The sequence below is a fragment of the Paenibacillus segetis genome, assembly GCF_014639155.1.
Lineage (GTDB): Bacteria > Bacillota > Bacilli > Paenibacillales > Paenibacillaceae > Fontibacillus > Fontibacillus segetis.
This window is the reverse complement of record NZ_BMFT01000003.1, coordinates 328,637-349,608: the sequence shown is the minus strand read 5'-3', so window position 1 is coordinate 349,608 and position 20,972 is coordinate 328,637. Positions and strand designations below refer to the sequence as shown.

At 38.3% G+C, this 20,972-nt stretch carries 19 protein-coding genes, 17 tRNA genes, 1 rRNA gene and 3 pseudogenes; 29 read left to right on the top strand and 11 right to left on the bottom strand.

Translation table 11 applies throughout. The features are described from left to right. The 18 genes from IEW05_RS20915 to IEW05_RS20830 all read left to right on the top strand — a co-directional run. Window positions 1–91 (top strand): 23S ribosomal RNA (locus IEW05_RS20915); the annotation flags it as partial. 95 nt (window positions 92–186) lie between these two features. Continuing rightward, window positions 187–262: transfer RNA gene (locus IEW05_RS20910), tRNA-Asn, on the top strand. A 3-nt stretch (window positions 263–265) separates the two neighbouring features. Further along, window positions 266–358 (top strand) — tRNA-Ser (locus IEW05_RS20905). Window positions 359–394: 36 nt separating this feature from the next. Continuing rightward, window positions 395–469, top strand: a tRNA-Glu gene (locus IEW05_RS20900). Window positions 470–527: 58 nt separating this feature from the next. Continuing rightward, a tRNA-Val gene (locus IEW05_RS20895) sits at window positions 528–603 on the top strand. Between the two features lie 28 nt (window positions 604–631). Further along, window positions 632–705: transfer RNA gene (locus tag IEW05_RS20890), tRNA-Met, on the top strand. Window positions 706–722: 17 nt separating this feature from the next. Then, window positions 723–799, top strand: a tRNA-Asp gene (locus tag IEW05_RS20885). Window positions 800–817: 18 nt separating this feature from the next. Then, window positions 818–893, top strand: a tRNA-Phe gene (locus tag IEW05_RS20880). Between the two features lie 26 nt (window positions 894–919). Further along, a tRNA-Thr gene (locus IEW05_RS20875) sits at window positions 920–995 on the top strand. A 4-nt stretch (window positions 996–999) separates the two neighbouring features. Then, a tRNA-Tyr gene (locus tag IEW05_RS20870) sits at window positions 1,000–1,084 on the top strand. Between the two features lie 7 nt (window positions 1,085–1,091). Then, window positions 1,092–1,165 (top strand) — tRNA-Trp (locus IEW05_RS20865). 26 nt (window positions 1,166–1,191) lie between these two features. After that, window positions 1,192–1,267 (top strand) — tRNA-His (locus IEW05_RS20860). A 71-nt stretch (window positions 1,268–1,338) separates the two neighbouring features. Next, window positions 1,339–1,414: transfer RNA gene (locus IEW05_RS20855), tRNA-His, on the top strand. Window positions 1,415–1,435: 21 nt separating this feature from the next. Then, window positions 1,436–1,510, top strand: a tRNA-Gln gene (locus IEW05_RS20850). A gap of 7 nt (window positions 1,511–1,517) precedes the next feature. Next, window positions 1,518–1,592 (top strand) — tRNA-Gly (locus IEW05_RS20845). An 8-nt stretch (window positions 1,593–1,600) separates the two neighbouring features. Next, window positions 1,601–1,674: transfer RNA gene (locus tag IEW05_RS20840), tRNA-Cys, on the top strand. Between the two features lie 13 nt (window positions 1,675–1,687). Further along, window positions 1,688–1,773: transfer RNA gene (locus IEW05_RS20835), tRNA-Leu, on the top strand. A 201-nt stretch (window positions 1,774–1,974) separates the two neighbouring features. Further along, window positions 1,975–2,053: transfer RNA gene (locus IEW05_RS20830), tRNA-Leu, on the top strand. A 28-nt stretch (window positions 2,054–2,081) separates the two neighbouring features. On the opposite strand, the gene IEW05_RS20825 is transcribed toward IEW05_RS20830, so the two are convergent. The 7 genes and pseudogenes from IEW05_RS20825 to IEW05_RS20800 form a co-directional block, all read right to left on the bottom strand. After that, window positions 2,082–3,338, bottom strand: coding sequence for a site-specific integrase (locus IEW05_RS20825; protein ID WP_188541786.1), 1,257 nt, complete (start codon window positions 3,336–3,338; stop codon window positions 2,082–2,084). Between the two features lie 484 nt (window positions 3,339–3,822). Next, window positions 3,823–4,857, bottom strand: a pseudogene (locus tag IEW05_RS20820) (IS630 family transposase). A gap of 336 nt (window positions 4,858–5,193) precedes the next feature. Then, a complete protein-coding gene (locus IEW05_RS20815) occupies window positions 5,194–6,141 on the bottom strand; it encodes a tyrosine-type recombinase/integrase (protein WP_229753619.1) in 948 nt (315 codons plus the stop codon). Continuing rightward, entirely contained in the window at window positions 6,135–6,410 is a 276-nt protein-coding gene (locus IEW05_RS25860; protein WP_229753618.1) for a hypothetical protein, read from the bottom strand. Before IEW05_RS25860 ends, IEW05_RS20815 begins: the two co-directional genes overlap by 7 nt. A 75-nt stretch (window positions 6,411–6,485) precedes the next feature. Continuing rightward, complete coding sequence (locus IEW05_RS20810; protein ID WP_188541785.1) at window positions 6,486–6,752, bottom strand: helix-turn-helix domain-containing protein; 267 nt, start codon at window positions 6,750–6,752, stop codon at window positions 6,486–6,488. A 559-nt stretch (window positions 6,753–7,311) separates the two neighbouring features. Further along, window positions 7,312–7,518, bottom strand: coding sequence for a helix-turn-helix domain-containing protein (locus IEW05_RS20805; protein ID WP_188541784.1), 207 nt, complete (start codon window positions 7,516–7,518; stop codon window positions 7,312–7,314). 48 nt (window positions 7,519–7,566) lie between these two features. Continuing rightward, the gene (locus IEW05_RS20800; RefSeq protein ID WP_188541783.1) at window positions 7,567–7,947 is read right to left on the bottom strand and encodes a sigma factor-like helix-turn-helix DNA-binding protein; all 381 of its coding nucleotides are present in this window, start codon (window positions 7,945–7,947) and stop codon (window positions 7,567–7,569) included. A gap of 936 nt (window positions 7,948–8,883) precedes the next feature. On the opposite strand from IEW05_RS20800, the gene IEW05_RS25660 reads away from it, so the two are divergent. The 8 genes from IEW05_RS25660 (at window position 8,884) to IEW05_RS20760 (ending at window position 15,426) form a co-directional block, all read left to right on the top strand. Beyond that, a complete protein-coding gene (locus IEW05_RS25660) occupies window positions 8,884–9,036 on the top strand; it encodes a hypothetical protein (protein ID WP_194434153.1) in 153 nt (50 codons plus the stop codon). A 63-nt stretch (window positions 9,037–9,099) separates the two neighbouring features. Beyond that, entirely contained in the window at window positions 9,100–9,321 is a 222-nt protein-coding gene (locus tag IEW05_RS20795; protein ID WP_188541782.1) for a hypothetical protein, read from the top strand. 173 nt (window positions 9,322–9,494) lie between these two features. Further along, on the top strand, window positions 9,495–9,899 hold the full coding sequence (locus IEW05_RS25655) for a hypothetical protein (protein WP_194434152.1): 405 nt from the start codon (window positions 9,495–9,497) through the stop codon (window positions 9,897–9,899). A 27-nt stretch (window positions 9,900–9,926) separates the two neighbouring features. Beyond that, a complete protein-coding gene (locus IEW05_RS20780) occupies window positions 9,927–10,160 on the top strand; it encodes a hypothetical protein (RefSeq protein WP_188541779.1) in 234 nt (77 codons plus the stop codon). Window positions 10,161–10,791: 631 nt separating this feature from the next. Continuing rightward, window positions 10,792–12,210, top strand: a complete 1,419-nt coding sequence (locus IEW05_RS20775; protein ID WP_188541778.1) for an MFS transporter — start codon at window positions 10,792–10,794, stop codon at window positions 12,208–12,210. Window positions 12,211–12,838: 628 nt separating this feature from the next. After that, entirely contained in the window at window positions 12,839–13,081 is a 243-nt protein-coding gene (locus IEW05_RS20770; protein ID WP_188541777.1) for a hypothetical protein, read from the top strand. 134 nt (window positions 13,082–13,215) lie between these two features. Beyond that, complete coding sequence (locus tag IEW05_RS20765; protein WP_229753616.1) at window positions 13,216–14,166, top strand: sensor histidine kinase; 951 nt, start codon at window positions 13,216–13,218, stop codon at window positions 14,164–14,166. Window positions 14,167–14,433: 267 nt separating this feature from the next. Beyond that, window positions 14,434–15,426: an alpha/beta hydrolase gene (locus tag IEW05_RS20760; protein ID WP_188541776.1), complete on the top strand. Its 993-nt coding sequence runs from the start codon at window positions 14,434–14,436 to the stop codon at window positions 15,424–15,426. Here the strand turns inward: IEW05_RS20760 and IEW05_RS26200 are convergent. From IEW05_RS26200 to IEW05_RS20750, 3 genes and pseudogenes are all read right to left on the bottom strand, one after another. Beyond that, a pseudogene (locus IEW05_RS26200) lies at window positions 15,422–15,567 on the bottom strand (IS256 family transposase); the annotation flags it as partial. The gene IEW05_RS20760 and the pseudogene IEW05_RS26200 overlap by 5 nt on opposite strands. A 143-nt stretch (window positions 15,568–15,710) precedes the next feature. Continuing rightward, window positions 15,711–15,803: pseudogene (locus IEW05_RS20755) on the bottom strand (IS3 family transposase); the annotation flags it as partial. Window positions 15,804–15,851: 48 nt separating this feature from the next. Then, window positions 15,852–16,028, bottom strand: coding sequence for a helix-turn-helix domain-containing protein (locus IEW05_RS20750; protein ID WP_188541775.1), 177 nt, complete (start codon window positions 16,026–16,028; stop codon window positions 15,852–15,854). Between the two features lie 36 nt (window positions 16,029–16,064). Here IEW05_RS20750 and IEW05_RS20745 point away from each other — a divergent pair, with 36 nt between their 5' ends. Beyond that, window positions 16,065–16,457: a hypothetical protein gene (locus tag IEW05_RS20745; protein WP_188541774.1), complete on the top strand. Its 393-nt coding sequence runs from the start codon at window positions 16,065–16,067 to the stop codon at window positions 16,455–16,457. 27 nt (window positions 16,458–16,484) lie between these two features. Then, a complete protein-coding gene (locus IEW05_RS20740) occupies window positions 16,485–16,781 on the top strand; it encodes an IS3 family transposase (protein ID WP_194434151.1) in 297 nt (98 codons plus the stop codon). Window positions 16,782–16,923: 142 nt separating this feature from the next. On the opposite strand, the gene IEW05_RS20735 is transcribed toward IEW05_RS20740, so the two are convergent. Then, window positions 16,924–18,141, bottom strand: coding sequence for an AraC family transcriptional regulator (locus IEW05_RS20735; RefSeq protein ID WP_188541772.1), 1,218 nt, complete (start codon window positions 18,139–18,141; stop codon window positions 16,924–16,926). Between the two features lie 341 nt (window positions 18,142–18,482). Here IEW05_RS20735 and IEW05_RS20730 point away from each other — a divergent pair, with 341 nt between their 5' ends. Further along, window positions 18,483–20,840, top strand: a complete 2,358-nt coding sequence (locus IEW05_RS20730) for a glycoside hydrolase family 2 TIM barrel-domain containing protein (RefSeq protein WP_188541771.1) — start codon at window positions 18,483–18,485, stop codon at window positions 20,838–20,840. The last annotated feature ends 132 nt before the right edge of the window (window positions 20,841–20,972 follow it).

The following is a 20,972-nucleotide window of genomic DNA, read 5'->3' as shown; positions in this document are numbered from 1 at the left end:
CCCCTTGAAGACGACGAGGTAGATAGGTTGGAGGTGGAAGTGCAGCAATGCATGGAGCTGACCAATACTAATCGGTCGAGGGCTTATCCTAAAGCTTTACGATTATATCGTAAGCATAGGCGATTACACACTACACACAATGAATTTCGTATCCAGTTTTCAGGCGATCAAGCCTGGAACAAATATTCCCTGATAGCTCAGTTGGTAGAGCACTCGACTGTTAATCGAGTTGTCACAGGTTCGAGTCCTGTTCGGGGAGCCATATGGAGAGGTGTCCGAGTTTGGCCGAAGGAGCACGATTGGAAATCGTGTAGGCGTCACAAGCGTCTCGAGGGTTCGAATCCCTCTCTCTCCGCCACTATATTCTTATAGTGCATGGTATTATATCTATTACGGCCCGTTGGTCAAGCGGTTAAGACACCTCCCTTTCACGGAGGTAACAGGGGTTCGATTCCCCTACGGGTCACCATTATTTATAACTTGATTTAACATTGTCCTATCTGTTACAATTAAAGTTGTCTTTTCCCGGAGGCTTAGCTCAGCTGGGAGAGCATCTGCCTTACAAGCAGAGGGTCGGGGGTTCGAACCCCTCAGCCTCCACCATGAATACAAAATGAATACTTTTTACTGACGCGGGGTGGAGCAGCCCGGTAGCTCGTCGGGCTCATAACCCGAAGGCCGCAGGTTCAAATCCTGCCCCCGCAATTGTTTTACCTTAGTGTGGAGCCGTGGTGTAGAGGCCTAACATGCCTGCCTGTCACGCAGGAGACCGCGGGTTCGAATCCCGTCGGCTCCGCCATTATTTTCTAACTTATATGGCTCGGTAGCTCAGTCGGTAGAGCAGAGGACTGAAAATCCTCGTGTCGGCGGTTCGATTCCGTCCCGAGCCACCATTTAAGTAAAACAAACAAATGAATATGCCGTTGTAGCTCAACTGGTAGAGCAACTGACTTGTAATCAGTAGGTTGGGGGTTCAAGTCCTCTCGACGGCACCATTATGGAGGCTTAGTGAAGTGGCTAAACACGGCAGACTGTAAATCTGCTCTCTCCGAGTTCGGTGGTTCGAATCCATCAGCCTCCACCATTTCTTTAGGGGCATAGTTTAAAGGTAGAACAAAGGTCTCCAAAACCTTTGGTGTGGGTTCAATTCCTGCTGCCCCTGCCAATGATTTACCTAAACATTTAAATATGGCGATCGTGGCGAAGGGGTTAACGCACCGGTTTGTGGATCCGGCATTCGTGGGTTCAAGTCCCATCGGTCGCCCCATTTACTTTAAAATGTTACATTGGCGATTGCCTTTTGGATTTTGATCTTAAGGTTATTTTTTTTCTTGTATGGCGATCGTGGCGAAGGGGTTAACGCACCGGTTTGTGGATCCGGCATTCGTGGGTTCAAGTCCCATCGGTCGCCCCACTTATATTACTTAATTGATGTTGGGGATTAGCCAAGCGGTAAGGCAACGGACTTTGACTCCGTCACTCATAGGTTCGAATCCTATATCCCCAGCCATTCATATGCGGACGTGGCTCAGCGGTAGAGCATCGCCTTGCCAAGGCGAGGGTCGCGGGTTCGATTCCCGTCGTCCGCTCCATATATTACGGCGCCATAGCCAAGTGGTAAGGCACAGCTCTGCAAAAGCTTTATCCCCAGTTCAAATCTGGGTGGCGCCTCCATAATTTTACACTTGCGGGAGTGGCGGAATCGGCAGACGCACAGGACTTAAAATCCTGCGGTAGGTGACTATCGTACCAGTTCAAGTCTGGTCTTCCGCATCGTTTTGATTAACAACAGAATACTTCTTTATTTGCCGGTGTGGCGGAATGGCAGACGCGCTCGACTCAAAATCGAGTACGTTAGTCAAAGAATTAACCGCTAAAGTCTTGGTATGATTGTTTTTTTTTATAAGATTTTTTCAAAGTTCTCTCCTTCAGTTCTCTCCTTTATCTAGAGGAGTTATGGAGAAATAATAATTTGCCGGCGTGGCGGAATGGCAGACGCGAACGACTCAAAATCGTTTGGGAAACCGTGGAGGTTCGAGTCCTCTCGCCGGTATACTTTAACTAAGACAGTTCACTAGGAATTATTCTAATGGACTGTCTTTTATTTTTAGGACTTGATTCATAACATTAGCTGAAGAAATTTTTGAACTGTACTCCAGGTGTGCGTAAATGTTTGCAGTAGTGGAGTAGTCGCTGTGGCCTAACCATTCTTGTACTTCTTTCATACTAACCCCGTTGGCCAACAATAATGTAGCGCAACTATGTCGCAGATCATGATACCGAATATGTCGCAGACCATTCTTTCTAAGAACCAGAGCAAAGTGCTGAGATATATAATTGGGCTTGGTAAGGTGGCCCATCTCATCAACGCTAATATAGGCCAGATGCTCTGTACAGTAAGAATCGCCGCATACCCGCCGGTTTATCTCTTGCTGCTGTTTAAGACGCACTAGGAGGTCATAGAATGCATCTACAAGGGGAAGGGTTCGTCTACTCGGTTTGTTTTTTGTACGGTCCTTTGCGATAGTAATCAGCTTTCCATTAAGAGACGCAGTAGTTACAGTGTGCTTAACAGTAATTGTACGGTGAACCATATCAATTGCTGTCCATTTTACTCCCAATGCTTCACTTCTCCGCATTCCGTAAAAAGCAGCCAGGATTATCGAAAGCTCAATCTGGGTACCTCTCACAATTTCCAATAGTTGATTTACTTCTTCAGCAGTATAAGAGCTGCCGACGAAAGGTTCTTTTTTTGGTCGAAGTACTTTATCTGCTGGATTAGATGAGATTCGTTCTGTTATAAAAGCATATTGAAGGGCAGAACGGATATTGGCATGATAATGAATTACAGTATTGGCTTTGACGTTCAATTCAGTGAAAGCATATTTATAAAAATCCTGTATATGATATGGCTTCAGACTTAAAAGGGAGATTCCTTTTTCTCGAAAATAAGGAACTATTCTAACCTGGACAGCATTGGTATAAGAAATGTAAGTGATAAGTTCGATACTAGGCTTTACAATTTCAAGCCATTCAAGCATAAAATCAGCGAATAAAATGTCATCTGGGTCTATTGGTGTTTTAGTATCTGGTATAACACTAGTTGTAAATTCGTCAATTTTACCTGCTGGTTCTGAGAGCAGTTTAATCTCTTCTTCATCGCTAGGTTCGGAAAAACTTTTTCGTACTTCTAAAAGCATAATTTCTGCTCGTTTTTTGTTTCCTTTAATCGAAAGCCCAGTCGGAATCCACTTGGGTTTCCGTTTGCCATTTTCATCTTTACAATTTAATACAATATAAAATAAACCTTTCTTTTTTTGTAGATGGCCTGCAATCAACTTCGTCCCTCCTTAGTTTTGCAACCCACACACTTCTACCATCGACACCTTAACTATAGCATAGCAAAAAAAAATTCAATGCAGTAAAGTGTTGAAGTGAAGGCGGGTTTTATAAGTGATAGGAGGTAAGGGGATATTGATTTTAAGAACTCAATATTTTCTGCTAATTTTGAAGTGATGTGAGAATTGTTATGAATCAGTCAATAAGCTGCTTATCGTTGATGCCAAGCCGCAAGACGTACATATCTCTTATTAAGTACTATATCGATAAAGAAATAAAACAGATATTCGACAGCCCTCTTTAAAGAATTTTAATATGGATTATTGTGATGAACGAAAAAAATGTTCTCATGATTACAACAGATGGTTTGCTAAAGAGAAAGCGGAAATGGAAGTGAATCTTGCATTTATAAAATAGACATGGTTAATACAATATAGTTAGGCACTCTGTCAGCTTTTGAAGCTATATAAACCGCAATTAAGATTATAACCTGGCAAGCAGTCGATCGACGCTTCCTAGCGGTTGCTTATTGATACGCTTCATAAATTGACTTACATGAAGTCGAATCTTATAAAATTTCTCAAAAAAGATGTTGTTCACCACGTCCGCTTTGAGCCACAACCATAACCCTTCCACCGGATTAAGGTTAGGACTATGCGGCGGCAGAAAGACTAACTGCAGACGAGGATGATCCTTCAAAAAAGGCTGTAACTCCGTGGCGTGATGAATCCGGCTATTGTCCAGAATCAAGGCGATTTCCCCACTCGAATACGCTGAGAGAAGATCTTGAAGAAATCGAATAAAAGCTGCAGTATCCGCCTTTTCTTCTTCCCGATGATGGACTTGCCCGGTTTCATAATTAATGGCACCAAATAACTTGGCTCCTTCGTGTTTACCGTACGTTGACACTTTGCGTTGCTTGCCATGCGGAAACCAACTGTATTGCAAGGCTTGATAAGACCGGATCATCGATTCGTCTTCAAAGAGAAAATGACTGATTTTTTCGGCTTCAACCTGTTTTTTGAGCGCTGCAAAGGTGTGTTTTTTGAAATACGCTTGAGCATCTTCGTCCGCATTGGCCAGCGTATAGGTTGCTTTGGTAAAGCTGAAATTCATTCGTTTTAGCATAGCGCTAATCCCACGCACGCTCATTTTGACGTCAAATTATTGTAGGGTCTGTTCTGCAACTAGCGGTAGTGTCCAGGTATACAGAGCTTCAAAACCCATATCTACTGGTTGTTGCTGTTCCAGCATCGCCGCTAACTGTTTACGCTGTTCCTCCGTGAGTTTTGTCGGTTGTCCAGGAGAGTGTTCCATCTGTAGACCGCTCAAGCCTTCCGACTGGTACGAATACCAATACCGACTGATGGTATGACGTCCACGGCTCAGGAGTTCACCGATCTCATCGAAAGTATGTCCTTCCAAACGTAGACGGACCGCCAGATATCTTTCATAGAGCCGTTTATTTGAATCTTGTTTCATCGCTACATTCAATTGTTCGATTTCGTTGGTATTCATTTCATCGCCGCCTTGGATGGTATTGCTATTCATTCTCCGATTTGGCGATTAGAATGACTTCGGTTCTTTCTTAATTGCGTTCTATATAGATAGTTTTGTCCAAAGAAATATAGGATATGACTTAAAATCCTGCGGTACGTGAGTACCGTACGGGTTCGACCCCCGTCCTCGGCATCCTTGGTTTATAAGGTCTTTTTCCGAAAAACCTTGTTTTTTGAAGTGACTTGGGAGAGAACTTTTTATCCAGTTCTCTCCTGTAGTTCTCTCCTTTTTCTGAAAGAGAGACAATCGTGTTAAAGCGCTATTTCTCCTGATATGGAGGAGGATGCGCTTTTTTTAATTTAAAAAATTTAGAACTCCGTCCATTGTTTTTGCCGCAGAGACCTTGGATTTGTACTCTAGATGAGAATACGTATTTGCTGTTGTATTATAATTGCTATGACCCAACCATTCCTGTACTTCCTTCTTGCTTACACCATTTGCGAGCAATAAGATTGCGCAACTATGCCTTAAATCTTGAAAGCGAATATGACGAAAACTATGTTTTTTCAGAGTACTGGTAAAGTTTTGCGTGACATATCCAGGCTTTACTCGCTGTCCCATTTTGTCTAAGTAGATGTATTGCTCGTATTGGGTGCAATAGGAATCTCCGCAAATAACTTTGTTTAGTTTTTGCTGCTCAAGAATACGTTTCAACAAATCTTCAAAAGTTGGCACAAGAGGTAATGTACGGCGGCTGGGTTTATTTTTCGCCCGATCTTTCTCTACAATGTGTTCATGCCCTTCAAAGTAAACCGGAGTAACAGTGTGCTTGATGCTTATTGTCTTATTAATAAAATCAATCGCGGTCCACTTCAATCCAATGATTTCACTTCTTCGTAATCCATAAAAAGAAGCGAGAATTACTGCCAGTTCAATAAGCTGCCCTTTAACTTTGTTGAAAAGTAAGTTGATTTCTTCGTTGTTATAAAAACTTCCAACAAATTCGATTTTCTTCGGACCTTCCACTATATCCGCCGGGTTTATGTTGATTAAATTGTTTTTTAAAGCATACTTTAGGGCGGTATGGATATTAGCATGATAGTGGATCACCGTATTCGTCGTAACGCCATTTTCATCTAGCTCATACTGATAATAATCTTGTAGGTGACTTGGCAACAGTTCCTTTAGATGTAGTCCCAAATTTTCGAAATAAGGATTAATGTGATTTACGACAACATTGTGGTACGAAGCAAAGGTAATGAACTCAACTTTATACCTCATCATGGCAAGCCATTTCAACATAAAGTCAACGAATAGAGGATCTTTATCAGATTTTTCTGTAGGTGCCTCTTTTTTTGTGTTTCTTGGACAAAGCGATGTTCTTTCTCTTTTTCAACGGTAGTTTTGAAGGTGCGACGCATTTCGATTAACATTGCTTCGGCGCGCTTTTTATTGCCCTTTACCGGTAAGCCAGTAGGAATCCACTTTGGTTTGCGCTTGCCTTCCTCATTTTTGCAATTAAGAACAATGTAAAAAAGATCTTTCTTTTCTTGTAGGTGGCCTGCTATCAAAACTTTTCCCTCCTGAATATGCAGCCAAACTCCTACCATTGACTACTTTAATATAACATAGTTGAGAGTTTTGATTCAATGCAGTAAAGCGTTAAAGTTTGAGGTCTTTTTATTACCTATACTGATTGCGAGGTATTCAATGATATGGATTTTAGGTATCTTGTATATTTTTCCTATTCTAAAGTGTCCTATACGACCAGCCTGTAGAAGTTTATAGGCAGTTTTTTTACTGATATCTCCGAGCATGAGACATAGCTGATCAATATTAACTACATCAGGATAATCCTGATACATAAATTTTAGAATTGATTTTAGTTCAGCAAACTGTAAATCAGTATGCATACAAAGCTCCTCCTGATTAATATTCAAATATGCAGGTGTATTGAATGCTTGTGTGAATATGCAAGAATATATGGCCATCTTATAGATACCCTATTCAAGCTGCCGATGGTTAAGCGGCATCATAGCTTGTTAAGCTCCCCCTCTTCCGAGCAGGCTACCCCCAATACAGTGACGTTGGCCGGGTAGAAGTATCATTATCCCAAATGTCAACTATGGCGAATCATCCCACCACAGGATGATTTATGCCGGAAATTTATCGCTTAGGTTAAGATTTAACCTTCATGGCGTATCCGCATTGTCGCTTCTGTTTAACAGAGACATAAGGAACGTGCTTGAATAGGATTATATGTTATTTTCAATGAACAAAAAGTTTTAGCAAGTAGCCTAGTTATCGTGTGATGGCTACTACAATATAAATTGGAAAATGAACCTGAAATAGCAACTGAATAAATTAGTTTCTTATATCCGTTCGATAAATGAGAGAATATATAAATTATTCAGGAAGTAATGAGGAAACGCTATTAATAATAATATGAGAATACAATTTTGCTAATCAAATTTATGTTTTTTTTAGGTATCGACTAAGATCAAAACGTCGAAGCGCCAAAATGAACTCAAGAGTTAAGTGTTGTTTACAATCCTCATCTAAATGCCCATTTTTCATTGAGTACTTATTAATTAATGGTTGATATTGTAAGACTAGCTCAGCTTCGGCATTTTGATTGCCATTTTGCGCTAGCTCAATTAAGTCAATAAATTCATCCATGAGTCGTCATTCCCTCTAGTAGAAATTTAGGTAGAAGCGTGTTGTTATTTACAAATACAATAAAAGTTTATCTTTTATCTTAGATAATGTGTGTGCCTTAACTTTACTGATCGCTTGTCTTGTTACTCCTAAACTAATAGCTATTTCTTTATCAGTTAGGTCTTTGCAATACTTCATACGTAAAACTTTTTTTTCGATATTGCTTAGGTTTAGCTCGTCAATAATTTGAGTTAAGAATGAATGCTCTTCTACTTGAATGGAAGATGAAAAGTTTATATTAACACTGACGCTATAAAGAGATTTCTCATCAAGCGGTACAATTCGTGCAGAATAATATTTGTACCTTTCTGAAGTAATCTCTACTGGCTCGCTGTAAACAAAGCTTCGCGTAACTGCTGAATCCTTTCTGAATTGCATTATTTTCGTCATTACTATTAGGCATACTTTCATCTCCTCTCAGCAAAATAAATAGGAAAGACTGATGAAAAAGGCAACTTTAAACGCAAAAAAATGTAAAATAAAAGATTTGTAGTATTTTTTTTTGTATTAAAATGTCGATAATAAAAAGCCACAGATTCTGTTTGCGGCTTTTGGGGGATGACCTTTATTTGTTTTAAGGGTGTATATGGAATTTTAGGGTATATTGGTAAAACTTATTTCTCAAAATGTGAAAATAATAACATTGTTACTTAAAATCGTAACCTGTATGGATCATTATAATTCTTTTGAATAATACAGTAAACAACATAAAAAATATTGCAGTTGTTGTTTTCGATCTTGGTTATTGCCGACTAGTTTATAGCAATATGAACTTGAATAACTTGAAGCCTTAATTTATGACATCATAGAATCCCTACGTTTCTGTTCCTCATATTCACTAACACTCATTTTTTGTAATGTCATTTGTACTTTTAGTCCACCTTGAACGTTTCCTTCGAGATAGAGACCATATTCAGTACCGTAAAACAACTTTAGTCTTTGGTGTAAATTCTTAAGTCCATAGCTTCCATAGATTGTTGAAAAGGGTCATTTATTTTTTGTTTAGGCTTACAATATCTTTTTCTACCATTCCAAACCCATTATCCTTCATTATTAACACTATTTTATAATCACTCGTAGATTTTCCTATATAGCGAATCAAACTATCGTTTCCGAGTAGAAAGATCCGACAACTCGTTAGTAATTGCTAGCAAGACAGCATCCTCTTTTACAGTGGAAAATTTGGTTAACTACGGCCCTGCTACCATGACAACTGGTTATTTTTATGAGAACAACAGTTAAGTCTCAACGGGAGTCAGAAATTTCAGTTACAACGGGAATGACATTATTATTCAAATGAACGAATACGAAACAGTCTTTATAGAGATGGCGAATATTATACCGGCATTAAGTACGACATTTGCTATCCAGGATGACTTTAATAATCAAACATCAGGAGCATCTCCATCTGGCTGGACAACTTCGGGATTGAGCGAGGCAAGTATCACTATTACTAATAAGCCGGGTTATTTTGGATAAGAGTCTTCGTATCAGTCGTTCATCGACCTCAACCGGACAATCGTAGAAAAATCATTCGTTCCATTGAGCGAAATTATTAAGGTAGAGATGAAGGTTCGCACAGATGCGACGGACAAATGGTTTAGTGCGCCATCAATTTACGATAGCAACGGCACTGCTGCTGTAAATCTGGCCTTTGATGTTGCAGGGAAAATCTCATATCAAAACTCAAGCGGGACGGCATTACAATCGTATTCGTCTAAGACTTGGTATAAGATTCTACTCGTAATTAATACAGATAAGTAAACTTTTGTTTTAAATGTTAATGGGGTAAAGCTATTGAATCAAGAGGCGCTTACAACATCTGTAGCGAACATTGCCAAGGTGAAGTTTAATACCGAGAATGCAGCAGGGGCTTCCGATTTCGATAATGTCAAAGGCTATCAGCAAAACGTTAGCGACAAACTTACTATTACGATATGGGAAGTGGGCCTGTTGCGGATGGCTATATACAGGTTACCTCTTCCATCCAATTCAGTTCCGCAACTGGTTATGGGTTGTCCGGTAGTGGACTAGATCAGCGCAACCGGAACATTTCAGAGTCTTTTAAGGCGGATTTTGTCTTCAGTAAAAGTACTTATACTTTCTCCAAGACATTGAATAACGGAATGTATGAGGTGCGAGTACTAATAGGAGACGCCACTGCTGCTCAGTGTGGAAATATATCCGTTAATGCAGAGGGGCACACGAAAGTTCAAAGTTTAACTACTTTGACTGGTGAGTTTAAAAAAGAAGTGTTTCTATTTACCGTGGAGGATGGGCAACTTGATCTTGAATTCGCTGCAACAGGAACCGATACATCAGCGCGAGTGAATGCTATATAAATTACTCCTACTCAGTATTTCTATGATATGGGTAACGGTCCTGTAGAAACAGGTTATGAGCAGGTGACTCCAACAACATTGTTTGAAGATACCAATGATTATGGATTGGCAGGTACAAGTTTAGATCAAAGGAATAGAAATAATTCCGACGCTTTGAAGAGAGAGTTCATATTTAGTAAGAATCCCTTTGGCTTTTCAAAGATTGTTGAAAATGGAACATATGAGGTGGAGGTTCTGATTGGGGATGCCACTTCAGCTTAAACTGGAAGCATTAAAGGCCGAAGGGTAAACAAAGCTTCAGAATATTACAGCAGCAAGCGGAGTATTCAAAGAGGAGGTATTCAATATAACGGTATCGGATGGAAAGTTGGATCTGGAGTTTTCAGCAAGTACATCTATATAAGACATAAGTAAAGTTGTTGATCCCTAGTCCCTTAGCAATATCAACTATGCATTTACTTTATTATTTTGAATGGAATAATAATTTTTTTTGTTACAAAAAAAGTATTGTGGTGATATATATGAAGTTTACAAAATTGTATACTCCATTTCAGAAACGAAATGATTGAAATAAGGAGGAAAAATATATTTATCAATGTAAGCGTTAACTTTATATGCAGAATGATTTATATTTGGGAAATTAAATTTTGATTTTATACGTGTTGGAGGGGAAAATGATGAAATAATATATAAGCAGAAGTAAATGCAAGCTCATTCCAAAATGATTAAATTCAATTCGCAGGATCAGGTGAAGCAAATAGGAAGGGTTAACTTGTTTAAGTAATTTAGATTTAAAGTCAATTACTTAGCTGAATAACACTGTATTATGAGGTAAATATGATATTTGAAAAAGTTAGATGCATAATTCTGAGTGAATATGGAGGATTACAAAATGGGGAAAGCTGATAAAAAAATATGTAGGGAAGAAGCAGGTACAGGGAATATAGTGGGGATTGATAAAAGGATACCTTTTGGGGAAAAATTTTCTCTTGCATCATTAACAGGAGTAACAACATTTTATATTACTATGATAGGCACTTGGTTATTATTTTATTATACGGATATCATGAAGATAAATGCAGCATACGTAGGGGGAATGTTTGTTGTAATCAGAATTTTGGATGCCGTAGTAACACCTGTTTTTGGTATATATCTTGATAGACAAAATACCCGATGGGGTAAGTATAAACCATGGGTTATACTTATATTGATGGGGTTGGCCTTTTTTGGATTTTTTACCTTTATACCGGTTAATTTCGGAGAAGTAGGCAATATCATATATGTTACAGTGACATATTCCATTTTTAGCCTCTTTATGTCCTTGAACCAGGGGCCAGGGCTCGGTCTGACAACAGCAACAACAAAAGTTCAGGAAGACAGAATGAATATTTCAATTTGGAGTTTTGCAATATTGTTGATTGCTTCGATAACTGTAAATGTGGGAACGCTTCCAATAATTAATGCATTGGGAAGTGGAAACCAGGCAGTAGGGTTTAGAACGTTTATGATGATTGCAATGATAATTACTATTATTTATACGCTAGTAGTCATGCGTGTTTCAAAAGAAAGATTTGTAGTTACTAAAGAAAACACAGGTAAGATGGATATTAAAACGTCATTAGGATTATTTTTAAAAAATAAATATGCAGTTATTGCAGTGGTATATTCTTTTACAATAAATCTGAGTTCTGCTATTCGCTCAGGAGTTGGTATTTATTATTATAAATACTACTTTAATGATGAAAATATGATGATCACAATGGGGCTTATACAGCTACTTCCTTTGATTATTGGAGTAGCCTTAAGCTCAATTATGACAAAAAAATTAGGGCTCAAAAAGATAATGCTCGTTTCGGTAATTTTTAGTATGGTGACAGGCACTTTAATGTTCTTTGTACCCCCAACTGCGACTGGAAAAATAATGTTTTATATACTTAATGTTATCGGCGGGACTGTGACTGGGATAGCATCACCGGTACAAGGAACAATGACGCCACTTGCAGCAGATTATGGCGAATATAAATTTAATATGAGTAGTGGAGGCTTTATTGGTTCATTAAGTGGTTTCGCACAGACATTAAGCACTGCTGTTGCAGGAGGTTTTACAGCTATTACATTGTCTGCGGTTCATTATGTACCAAATGTTCCCCAGACAGCGACAGCATTGTGGGGGATTAAAGTTTTGATGAGTATCATACCAGCAGTTATCACCCTATTGGGTCTTATTTTGATCAAATGGGATATGACGGATGATAAACATAAAGCAATAATTAACGAAATAAATCAACGAAGAAGTGAAAAATCAGCATAAAAAAATAAGGTCCATTCGAGATTCTGAGGAATCCGCATCCAGATGATGAAACAAACACATCCTTTCACTCGCAGGTCTCGTCAGTGTTTAAGGGGGATGGGAAAAAGGATCTGTATATCATTATAGCTGACAGATGGCTGCCACATGTGATGGATCTAAAATAAAGTGAATACGCTTCGATGATTGAATCGATATTTAACCCTGGGCACTTCCCAACCAGATTTTGAAAAGATGGCTGTTATGAATCACATGGGTTCATCTACATCGGATTATGTTTGGCTGCCAATCCGGTTCGACGGGAAAATGGCTTTTCTGGATTGGAAGGATGAGTGGAAAATAGAAGACTATGAGTAATTAAAAGCAAGTTGGAGTAATCGCAGTATTGCCTGTTCTTCATTCATAACAAAAATAATACAAATCGATAAGTTCAAGGTATTTAAGCCGCTGAAGCCAATAATTAATGTCATTCTCATCAACTAATGAAGAAATTGAGGACTATTCCATACGGAGCAATACTTTCAGTAGGGAATAGTCTACCGGTTAAAGATTCCTCAAAATCAAATCCCACTTCTTCTTAATAATTAGAATAGGCAACCGAAATTAGACCAATAGAAAGAAGGTAATTACCTTGGAATTAAAAGATCACGTAAAGCTTGTAGATCTAATACAGAAAGCAAAACTATGTAGTGGTGATGTGTATTATAAAAGTGGAGAAGGCGATGTACTTAACTTGAAATCGCTTCTTACACAATTATTACTGCAGTCCATTGTAGATACTGATTCATCAATTCTAGCGGGAGGGCAAATTGTGTGTTTCAACGATGATGAGGCCATTCATTTTTCTGAGTACGTTAAAGACACTAAGAAGTAGTATTTGGTTGCTAGCGCTGCCTTGCACAATTATATGGCTGGCTGCTGATAATCAGATATAACATCAATGAGTCAAGTGCGAGTATACGATGATTGCAGTTTGTGAGATGGATTTAAGGGCGGTGCTACAAAAAAATGAAAAAATACATTCACAAGAGAATAAGCATTTCAATGAAATTGGTCTTGTTTGTTCTTGGTGTACTCATCGCGACATTCTTGCTGCTAATAGGCTTTACTCTTCTGCTTCGATACATTGGTATTATTTCACTTACATCTTCTCCAAGTAAAAGAAATGGAGGCATTCTGTTTACGGTTGTTTTTCTCTCAGGATTTTATATATTGATAGCTACTTCTATTACTACCTTTCTCAGCCATAGAGTATTAAATCCCATAAGTAAGGTTATTGAATCCATCCATAGAGTTGCAGGTGGAGATTTTAGCGTTGAGGTGGATTTGAAAGGAAGCAACGAGTTGGAAGAAGTTTCTATTAATTTAAATAAAATGATTAGAACACTGTCAGGTATTGAGACACTGCGAAACGATTTAATTAATAACTTTTCACATGAATTTAAAACACCTATTGGTTCCATATGCGGTTTTGCCCAAATGCTAAAAAAAGATACATTGTCAGAAAAAGAAAAACGGGAATATATTGACGCTGTCATTGAGGAATCCGAGCAATTAGCCTCGCTTATCGGCAGTGTACTTACTTTGGCAAAGTATGAGAATCTTGAATTCATGATGGATAAAACTTCATTTAGGCTTGATGAACAGGTCAGAAATACAATCATTTTGATGGAGCTCGAGTGGTCTGAAAAGAATATTACCGTCAATACCCACTTGGATGAAACGGTTTATAATGGGAATGAGGATATGACAAATCAAATTTGGGACAATTTGTTAGATAATGCAATCAAATTTTCCCATGAGAATGGCTTGATAAATATTATCGTTTTTTTAATGATTATACAAACTGCCCTAAGTCATCTGCTCTCCGGTGGTATTCATATTTCATCTGTCGCTGTGTTATATCAGAATGGTCAGGAGAAGCGATGTATTTCCATAAAACTGTATAGGAATTGCTGAGGAGACAAATCGACTGGATGTACTGCCGAAGGATATTAATCGAAAGAAAACAACTTCAAGCAGCTAAAGTGTTAAGAAGATAAGCTGTTAATAATGTCCATAAAAGACATCAGTCTTCACTTTGAGGTGGATATCTTTATTGAGATTTAAACGGAATTCTGCTAAATAATCGTCGGAAATCTGCTAGATAAGAAATATTTGGAATTGTATAGTTTTTTGAGGCTAACATAAAAGCAAAGATAATTCATGTTTAGAGGAGGAATTTAAATGATTCAAGAAACTTACTCGCTTTGGACAAAAGAAGAATTCGCGTATCCGGTTGTAGGAGAGTTTATACCCAATATAGTCACTTATATTCACGATGATCAACAGGTACGGCCTGCAATACTAGTTGTTCCAGGCGGAGGATATTGTGCTGTTTCTAATTCTGAAGGGGAAGTTGTTGCAAAGGAATTTTATAATAAAGGATATAATACATTTGTCGTTACTTACACGACCAATCTCTTAATGAACATACCATTAAAATGGCAACCATTGAGGGATTTATCTAAAGCAATCATGCTTGTCAGAAAAAATGCAAAGCGATTTCATATTCATACGGACCAAATAGCAGTATGTGGTTTTTCTGCTGGTGGACATCTGACAGGCAGTCTAGCAGTTCATTATGGTGACAATGAGTTGAAAATTAAAGAGGATTTTAATAGAATAAGTAATCGCCCAGATGCTGTAATCTTATCGTACCCAGTGATTACAACTGGAGAAAAAGCTCACCGAGATTCATTCATGGCTCTCTTGGGTAAGGACGCGTCAGATCAAGAGTTAGCGTATATGTCTTTAGAAAAACATGTTACTTCCACCACTCCTCCTGTATTTTTATGGCATACGGCGACAGATGAAGCCGTGCCAGTAGAAAATAGTATACTTTTTGCTGATGCATGCAAAGAACAAGGTGTACCTTATGAAATTCATGTGTTTTCAGAAGGTCAACATGGATTGTCGCTTGCGAATGAGGAATGGGCTTCTTACAGTTATGGCGGGGATTACACGATGCAGCAGTTATTTGAGACGTTGCAGAATTTGGTTGATAACGGTATCGAATTACCTGAGCCTTTTAACATGTTTGGTCATATTCCTAAAGGTTTGAGCATAAAAGAAGTTTTTAAAAATGCTGTCGACAAAATTCAACCAGCAAAGCCGGATAAAGGCATTGCTAGTTGGCCAGAATTAGCACATCACTGGTTAGGAAGGGTGCTCAATTAGGGCTGTTGCGTGCACCCGCCTCATCGCTCGACATGAATGCCTGGATTTCCACGCGCATGATGGACTCCATGTTATCTTTTATAAACTGAGTGACAAGATTTCAAATAGATTATTCATTAGATTTTCGGGTACAATAGTCATCAAGTAGGGTCCCTTCTTGGTGGTGTCGTAATCCCGAGAATACCCTACTTTTTTGCTGTCTGACTAGGCTCCAAATCCTGGTACACAGACTATTTTACGCCGTCGTCCCCCGTCAAGTAGACAGTATAAATAATAAAAGAATTTTAAGCGGCGTTGGTCCTAAATTTCACAGGACTGAGGCCGTTTAGTTTTGTCTTTAACTGTTCGTTATTATAAAAGTGAATGTAAAACTCGACACCTTTTTTGAGTCTTCAAAGGTCAGTTAGGTATGCAGATAGTATTTCTCACATTTTAGGTTTCAACCCTTCAAAACTGTACACTTTGTAACGCTGCCGCCACACCTGTATTGAAGCCTTGGATATACCAAACTTTCGGGCCTTCGCATTTAATCCGATAATTCCCTCTTTAATTTCTAGAAGGATCGCTAATTTCTCTACTGCTGTAATGTTCTTTGTTTCCATAAGAAACTCCGCATACATTATGGTTGACCCCATAAAGTGAAACAACCTTGGAGGTGTTATTGCATTGGCAACGAGAGTGATTTACACGGTAGAACTAAAGATGAAAGCCATCGAAATGAGGATATGGCAGGAGTTCCGGTACGAGAGGTTTTGGAGGAGCTGGGAATACAAAATAACACACAGTTAAAGACATGTAAAGACATGGATGAGATGGTACCGAAAAGACGAGTTGCATCGTCTGGAGTAGCCTGTAGGGAAACAATACAGCTATGGGAAAGGTCCAGAACACTCTTCAGAGCTCGAAAAAGTAAAGGCAGAAAACCGGTTCTTGAAGCAGTAAGTAGACCTTCTAAAAAAGTACAAGGAGTTGGAGAGGAAGTGGAATCAGCAGTACTGTTGTCTGGATCGAGTCCATTCGAGGCGAAGTGACGGTGTCTGAGGCTTGTTCATGGCTGAATGGCAAGGGCGACCTACTACCGCTGGAAAGCGGCTCTGGAGACAAAGGATGTGGACAAGACGATAGAGAACATTCGGGGAATTTGTATCCGCCATAGATTCCGGTACGGGTATCGAAAAATTACAGCACTGCTTAGAAGAGAACAACGCATAAATCACAAACGAGTTCAACGGATTATGCAACGTGAGGGGCTTCAGTGCCGCGTGAAGGTGAAAAAACGAAAGGTCACTGGGCACCCTGTACAACCAGCTGAAAATTTGCTCCAGCGCCAATTTCACACCGAAGCGCCTCTGTAAAAGCTTATCACGAACATTACCTATTTGCCATTTGGCGGTAAGGTGTTGTACTTCTCGAGCATTCGTAACGCTATTAATTTAAGTGAACTAAACAAGACCAAGGTTGTCTGAAAGGGGAATAGATCCAATCGTAAATAAGAAATTAAACTCTGTTGCTAAAATCCAGCAATTTATTTTTATCACGATACATTTTTGGCGTTTCGCCCATATATTGTTTGAACAACTTGCCAAAATGACTCTGCGATGAAAAGCAAAGATAATTAGAGATAGTTAATATACTTGCATCAGAAAATTTCAACATATTTGCACTAGCTTCAATTCTTTTCTTCTGGGTATATTGTTGTATCCCCATCCCAACTTCTTTAGAAAATTGTCGATTCAAATAGTTTTTATGAATTTTAATTACTTTTGCCAAATCTTCAATAGTAAATTGTTTGTTTAAATTCTTTGCAATATAGTTTTTACATTGCTCTACATAAGAATGCTGGCTCTTGCTATTGTTTAACTGTTGCACTCTTTCGGCATAACTTATTGAGACCTCTTGCATGAGTTGATATATAGAAGGAATATCTTTACATGTTTCTAATATTTGCAAGTACAAATCACTCATTAAAAAGGAGGTCAGAGGATCCAAGCCACCTTCGATTGCAGCACGAGAAGCAAGAATTATAGTTGTGCATGCTAAATATTCATTTTGCTTGAAAGATTTTTTTGCTAATTTTCCAACGCGATCCTCCTGAAATGAGAGTAAAACAAAGTTTTCGAAATCTTTAACAGCGTGAACATTACCGCATTTAATCATCTTTTGGAAATTCACTTCGTCGGTATAGTTATATCGTTGTAAATCGTATTCAGAATTTTCGAAAACATAATTTTCATAAATATTATTGAATCCTTCGGAATTATCTAAATTGTTGCTTGCGTTAGTAATTATATCATGATCTTTGACAGGTATTTCGGTAATTGCATAAAAAAGAGTCGATAAGGCCGAACATAACTCGTCAATCGATTTTGTAAGAATTCGGAATGTTTCAGATTTAATTTTGTGTTGAAGCATATATTGACTTAACAAATCATCAGAAATTGGTAGTGTGCAAACAGGTCCAAAGATGATGATATTTTCCATGGAATCTTTGAGTGAACCGTACAATATCTTCTCCTCAAATTCCAATATAGGAAGTTTATTATTATGCAATCGGTTTACTATTGAATTACATAATGATTCATCTGTAAGAAGAGGATTGCAACAAGTATCATTTCCGAGGCTAAATAAGGTAAAACTTCCAGTTGCGTCTAGATATAGAACTGGAATATGTGTCATTCGATAAATTCGTTCTAAAAAATAAAATATTTTTTCCATAAATACCTCCTTAATTATAAACTTCATTTTAAGACTATCACACAGCTTCCATATTCACTACAACATTAAGTTTTTAATGTTATAAAAAAGATATTATCGTTATAAAAAAAAAATGAACAACATTATATATTACGTTTAGAAGTCTAATAACATGCCCTAAGGAGTAAAGTGAAATCGATTATGTTTGTAGGGCGCAATAGAGAGCATGGTCATAGGAGAATTTTGAAAACGATTGCAAAAATGAAAGACAATAATTGTGTAAATCGCAGAAAAGTATGTATGTTCAACATTTAAACATCTTATGCTGCAGATTTATAAAAAAAAATTAAGGAGAATATGATATGCAAAAAAAAGATTTTAATAACAATTGGATACTTAAAGATAAGAACGGAAATGTGAAACATGTTACGCTTCCATACGATGCAATGATACACGAAATAAGAAAACCAGATTGTCCGAGTGAAAGTGGGGGAGCATTTTTCCCAGGTGGAATTTATGAATATGAAAAGAGTTTTGAAATTCCAATTGAGTGGGCAAGCATGAGCGTGACATTCCAATTTGAAGGAGTCTATAAGAATAGTAAGGTTTATATTAATGATCGAGAAGTGGGAGGCTGTGCATACGGATATTCTCAGTTTTATGTAAATGCTGATGGGGCACTACATTATGGCAAAAATAATACCATTCGTGTAATTGTTGATAACACTAAAATGCCTAATAGTCGATGGTATACAGGAACGGGAATATATCGCCCGGTATGGATGTTGGTATCAGAGCAAAGCCACATTGAGCTTAATGGTGTTCAGATTACAACGTTATCACATAATCCAGCATTAATTCGGATCACTACCGTTCATACTGGAGGAGAACGCGTATTTGTAGAAGTTCTTGATGATGGAGACGTAGTTGCTAAAGGCAATGGGAATATATTAGAGCTGTCTATTCCAAAAGCAAAACTATGGAGTGATAAGTCACCTAATTTATATCAATGCCGCGTGGCCTTGTTGGATAATGATGTTATTGTAGATGAGATAATTGAAACATTCGGTATAAGACTGATTGAGTGGAGCAATAAAGGTCTTTTTGTAAATGGACAAGAAACATTGCTGCGTGGAGGATGTATCCACCATGATAATGGAATTTTAGGTGCTAGCAGTTATAGAAAATCTGAAGAACGTAGGGTACGAATGTTAAAGGAAGCGGGATTTAATGCAATCCGAAGTGCACATAACCCAGCAAGTATTGCTATGTTGGAAGCGTGTGATCGTTATGGGATATACGTAATGGATGAAACATGGGATATGTGGTACAACCACAAAAACAAATTTGATTATGCAAGCGACTTTGAAGCAAATTATAAGTCTGATATTAAAACTTTGGTAGAAAGAGATTACAATCATCCAAGTGTAATAATGTATTCAATTGGCAATGAGGTAAGTGAACCGGCAACTAAAAAAGGACAAGACTTGACACGTGAAATGGTATCCTTTATACATTCATTGGATCAATCACGTCCGGTGACAGCAGGTATAAATCTGATGATTATTTATCGTTCAGCTCAGGGAAAAAGTATTTATAAAGAAGATGGTGGTCTTAGTAGTGAGGATCAAACAAAAAATACTAATATGAACAGTACAATGTTCAATATGCTTGCTTCCGTGGTAGGAACAGGCATGAATAAGGGAGCAAATTCAAAAAAAGCTGACACTATTACCACACCATGCTTAGATGCACTGGATATTGCTGGCTATAACTATGCTTCTGGCCGCTACCCACTAGAAGGAAAAGCACATCCCAACCGAATTATTGTAGGTGCAGAAACATTTCCGCAGGATATAGTTAAAAATTGGAATATGGTAAAAAAATTCCCTTATCTTATTGGGGATTTTATGTGGACTGCATGGGATTATCTGGGTGAAAGTGGAATTGGAGCATGGTCATATACACAAGATGGAAGAGGTTTTAGTAAACCGTATCCATGGTTATTAGCTGATGTAGGGGCATTGGATCTGTTAGGAAATCCAAATGGTGAAATGTTCTTGGCACAGGCAGCTTGGAACTTGCTTGAAAAGCCTGTAATTGCAGTACAGCCAGTAAATCACCCAGGAGTAAAACCGGCAAAGGCTGTGTGGCGTGGAACCAATGCAATGCCTAGTTGGGCTTGGAAAGGCTGCGAAGGGAACAAGGCTGTAGTAGAAGTTTATACAAATGCCTATGAGGTAGAGTTGCTGCTAAATTCCAAACGTATCGGAAAAAAGCGGGTAAAGGGATGTATGGCAAAATTTAGAATCAAATATGCTCCAAATAAATTGGAAGCTGTTAGTTTTGATAAACATGGTTATGAGTTGAGCCGTAGTGAGCTTTATCCTGCAACTGGAAAAATCTCCATAAGAGTTACTCCTGAAGAAAGTACAATTATAGCAGGGGATATCGTTTACATTAAAGTGGAGATGGTAGGTGAAAACGGTGTAATAGAATGTAATTCCGATGTAAAATTAAATGTTTTTGTCGAAGGTGGAGAATTGTTGGCATTTGGCAGTGCTAACCCTAGAACTTTAGAAAATTATGATGAGGGGAGTTTCACTACATATTATGGAAAGGCTCAGGCAGTGGTTCGGAGCAATGACATCGGCACCATTTCTGTAACAGTCACAGGAAACGGTATGTCACCGACCACCACCCATATTACTGTAATATAAAGATTCATTTGTAGAATTAGGCGAGTATAGATACACAAAGTTTGTGCTATCATGGTGGGATTTAATAGCTACTGGGAAAAATCAGGCTAAAGAAATATGGCGATTTATATGAAAAAGTGAAGGCTGTTGCAC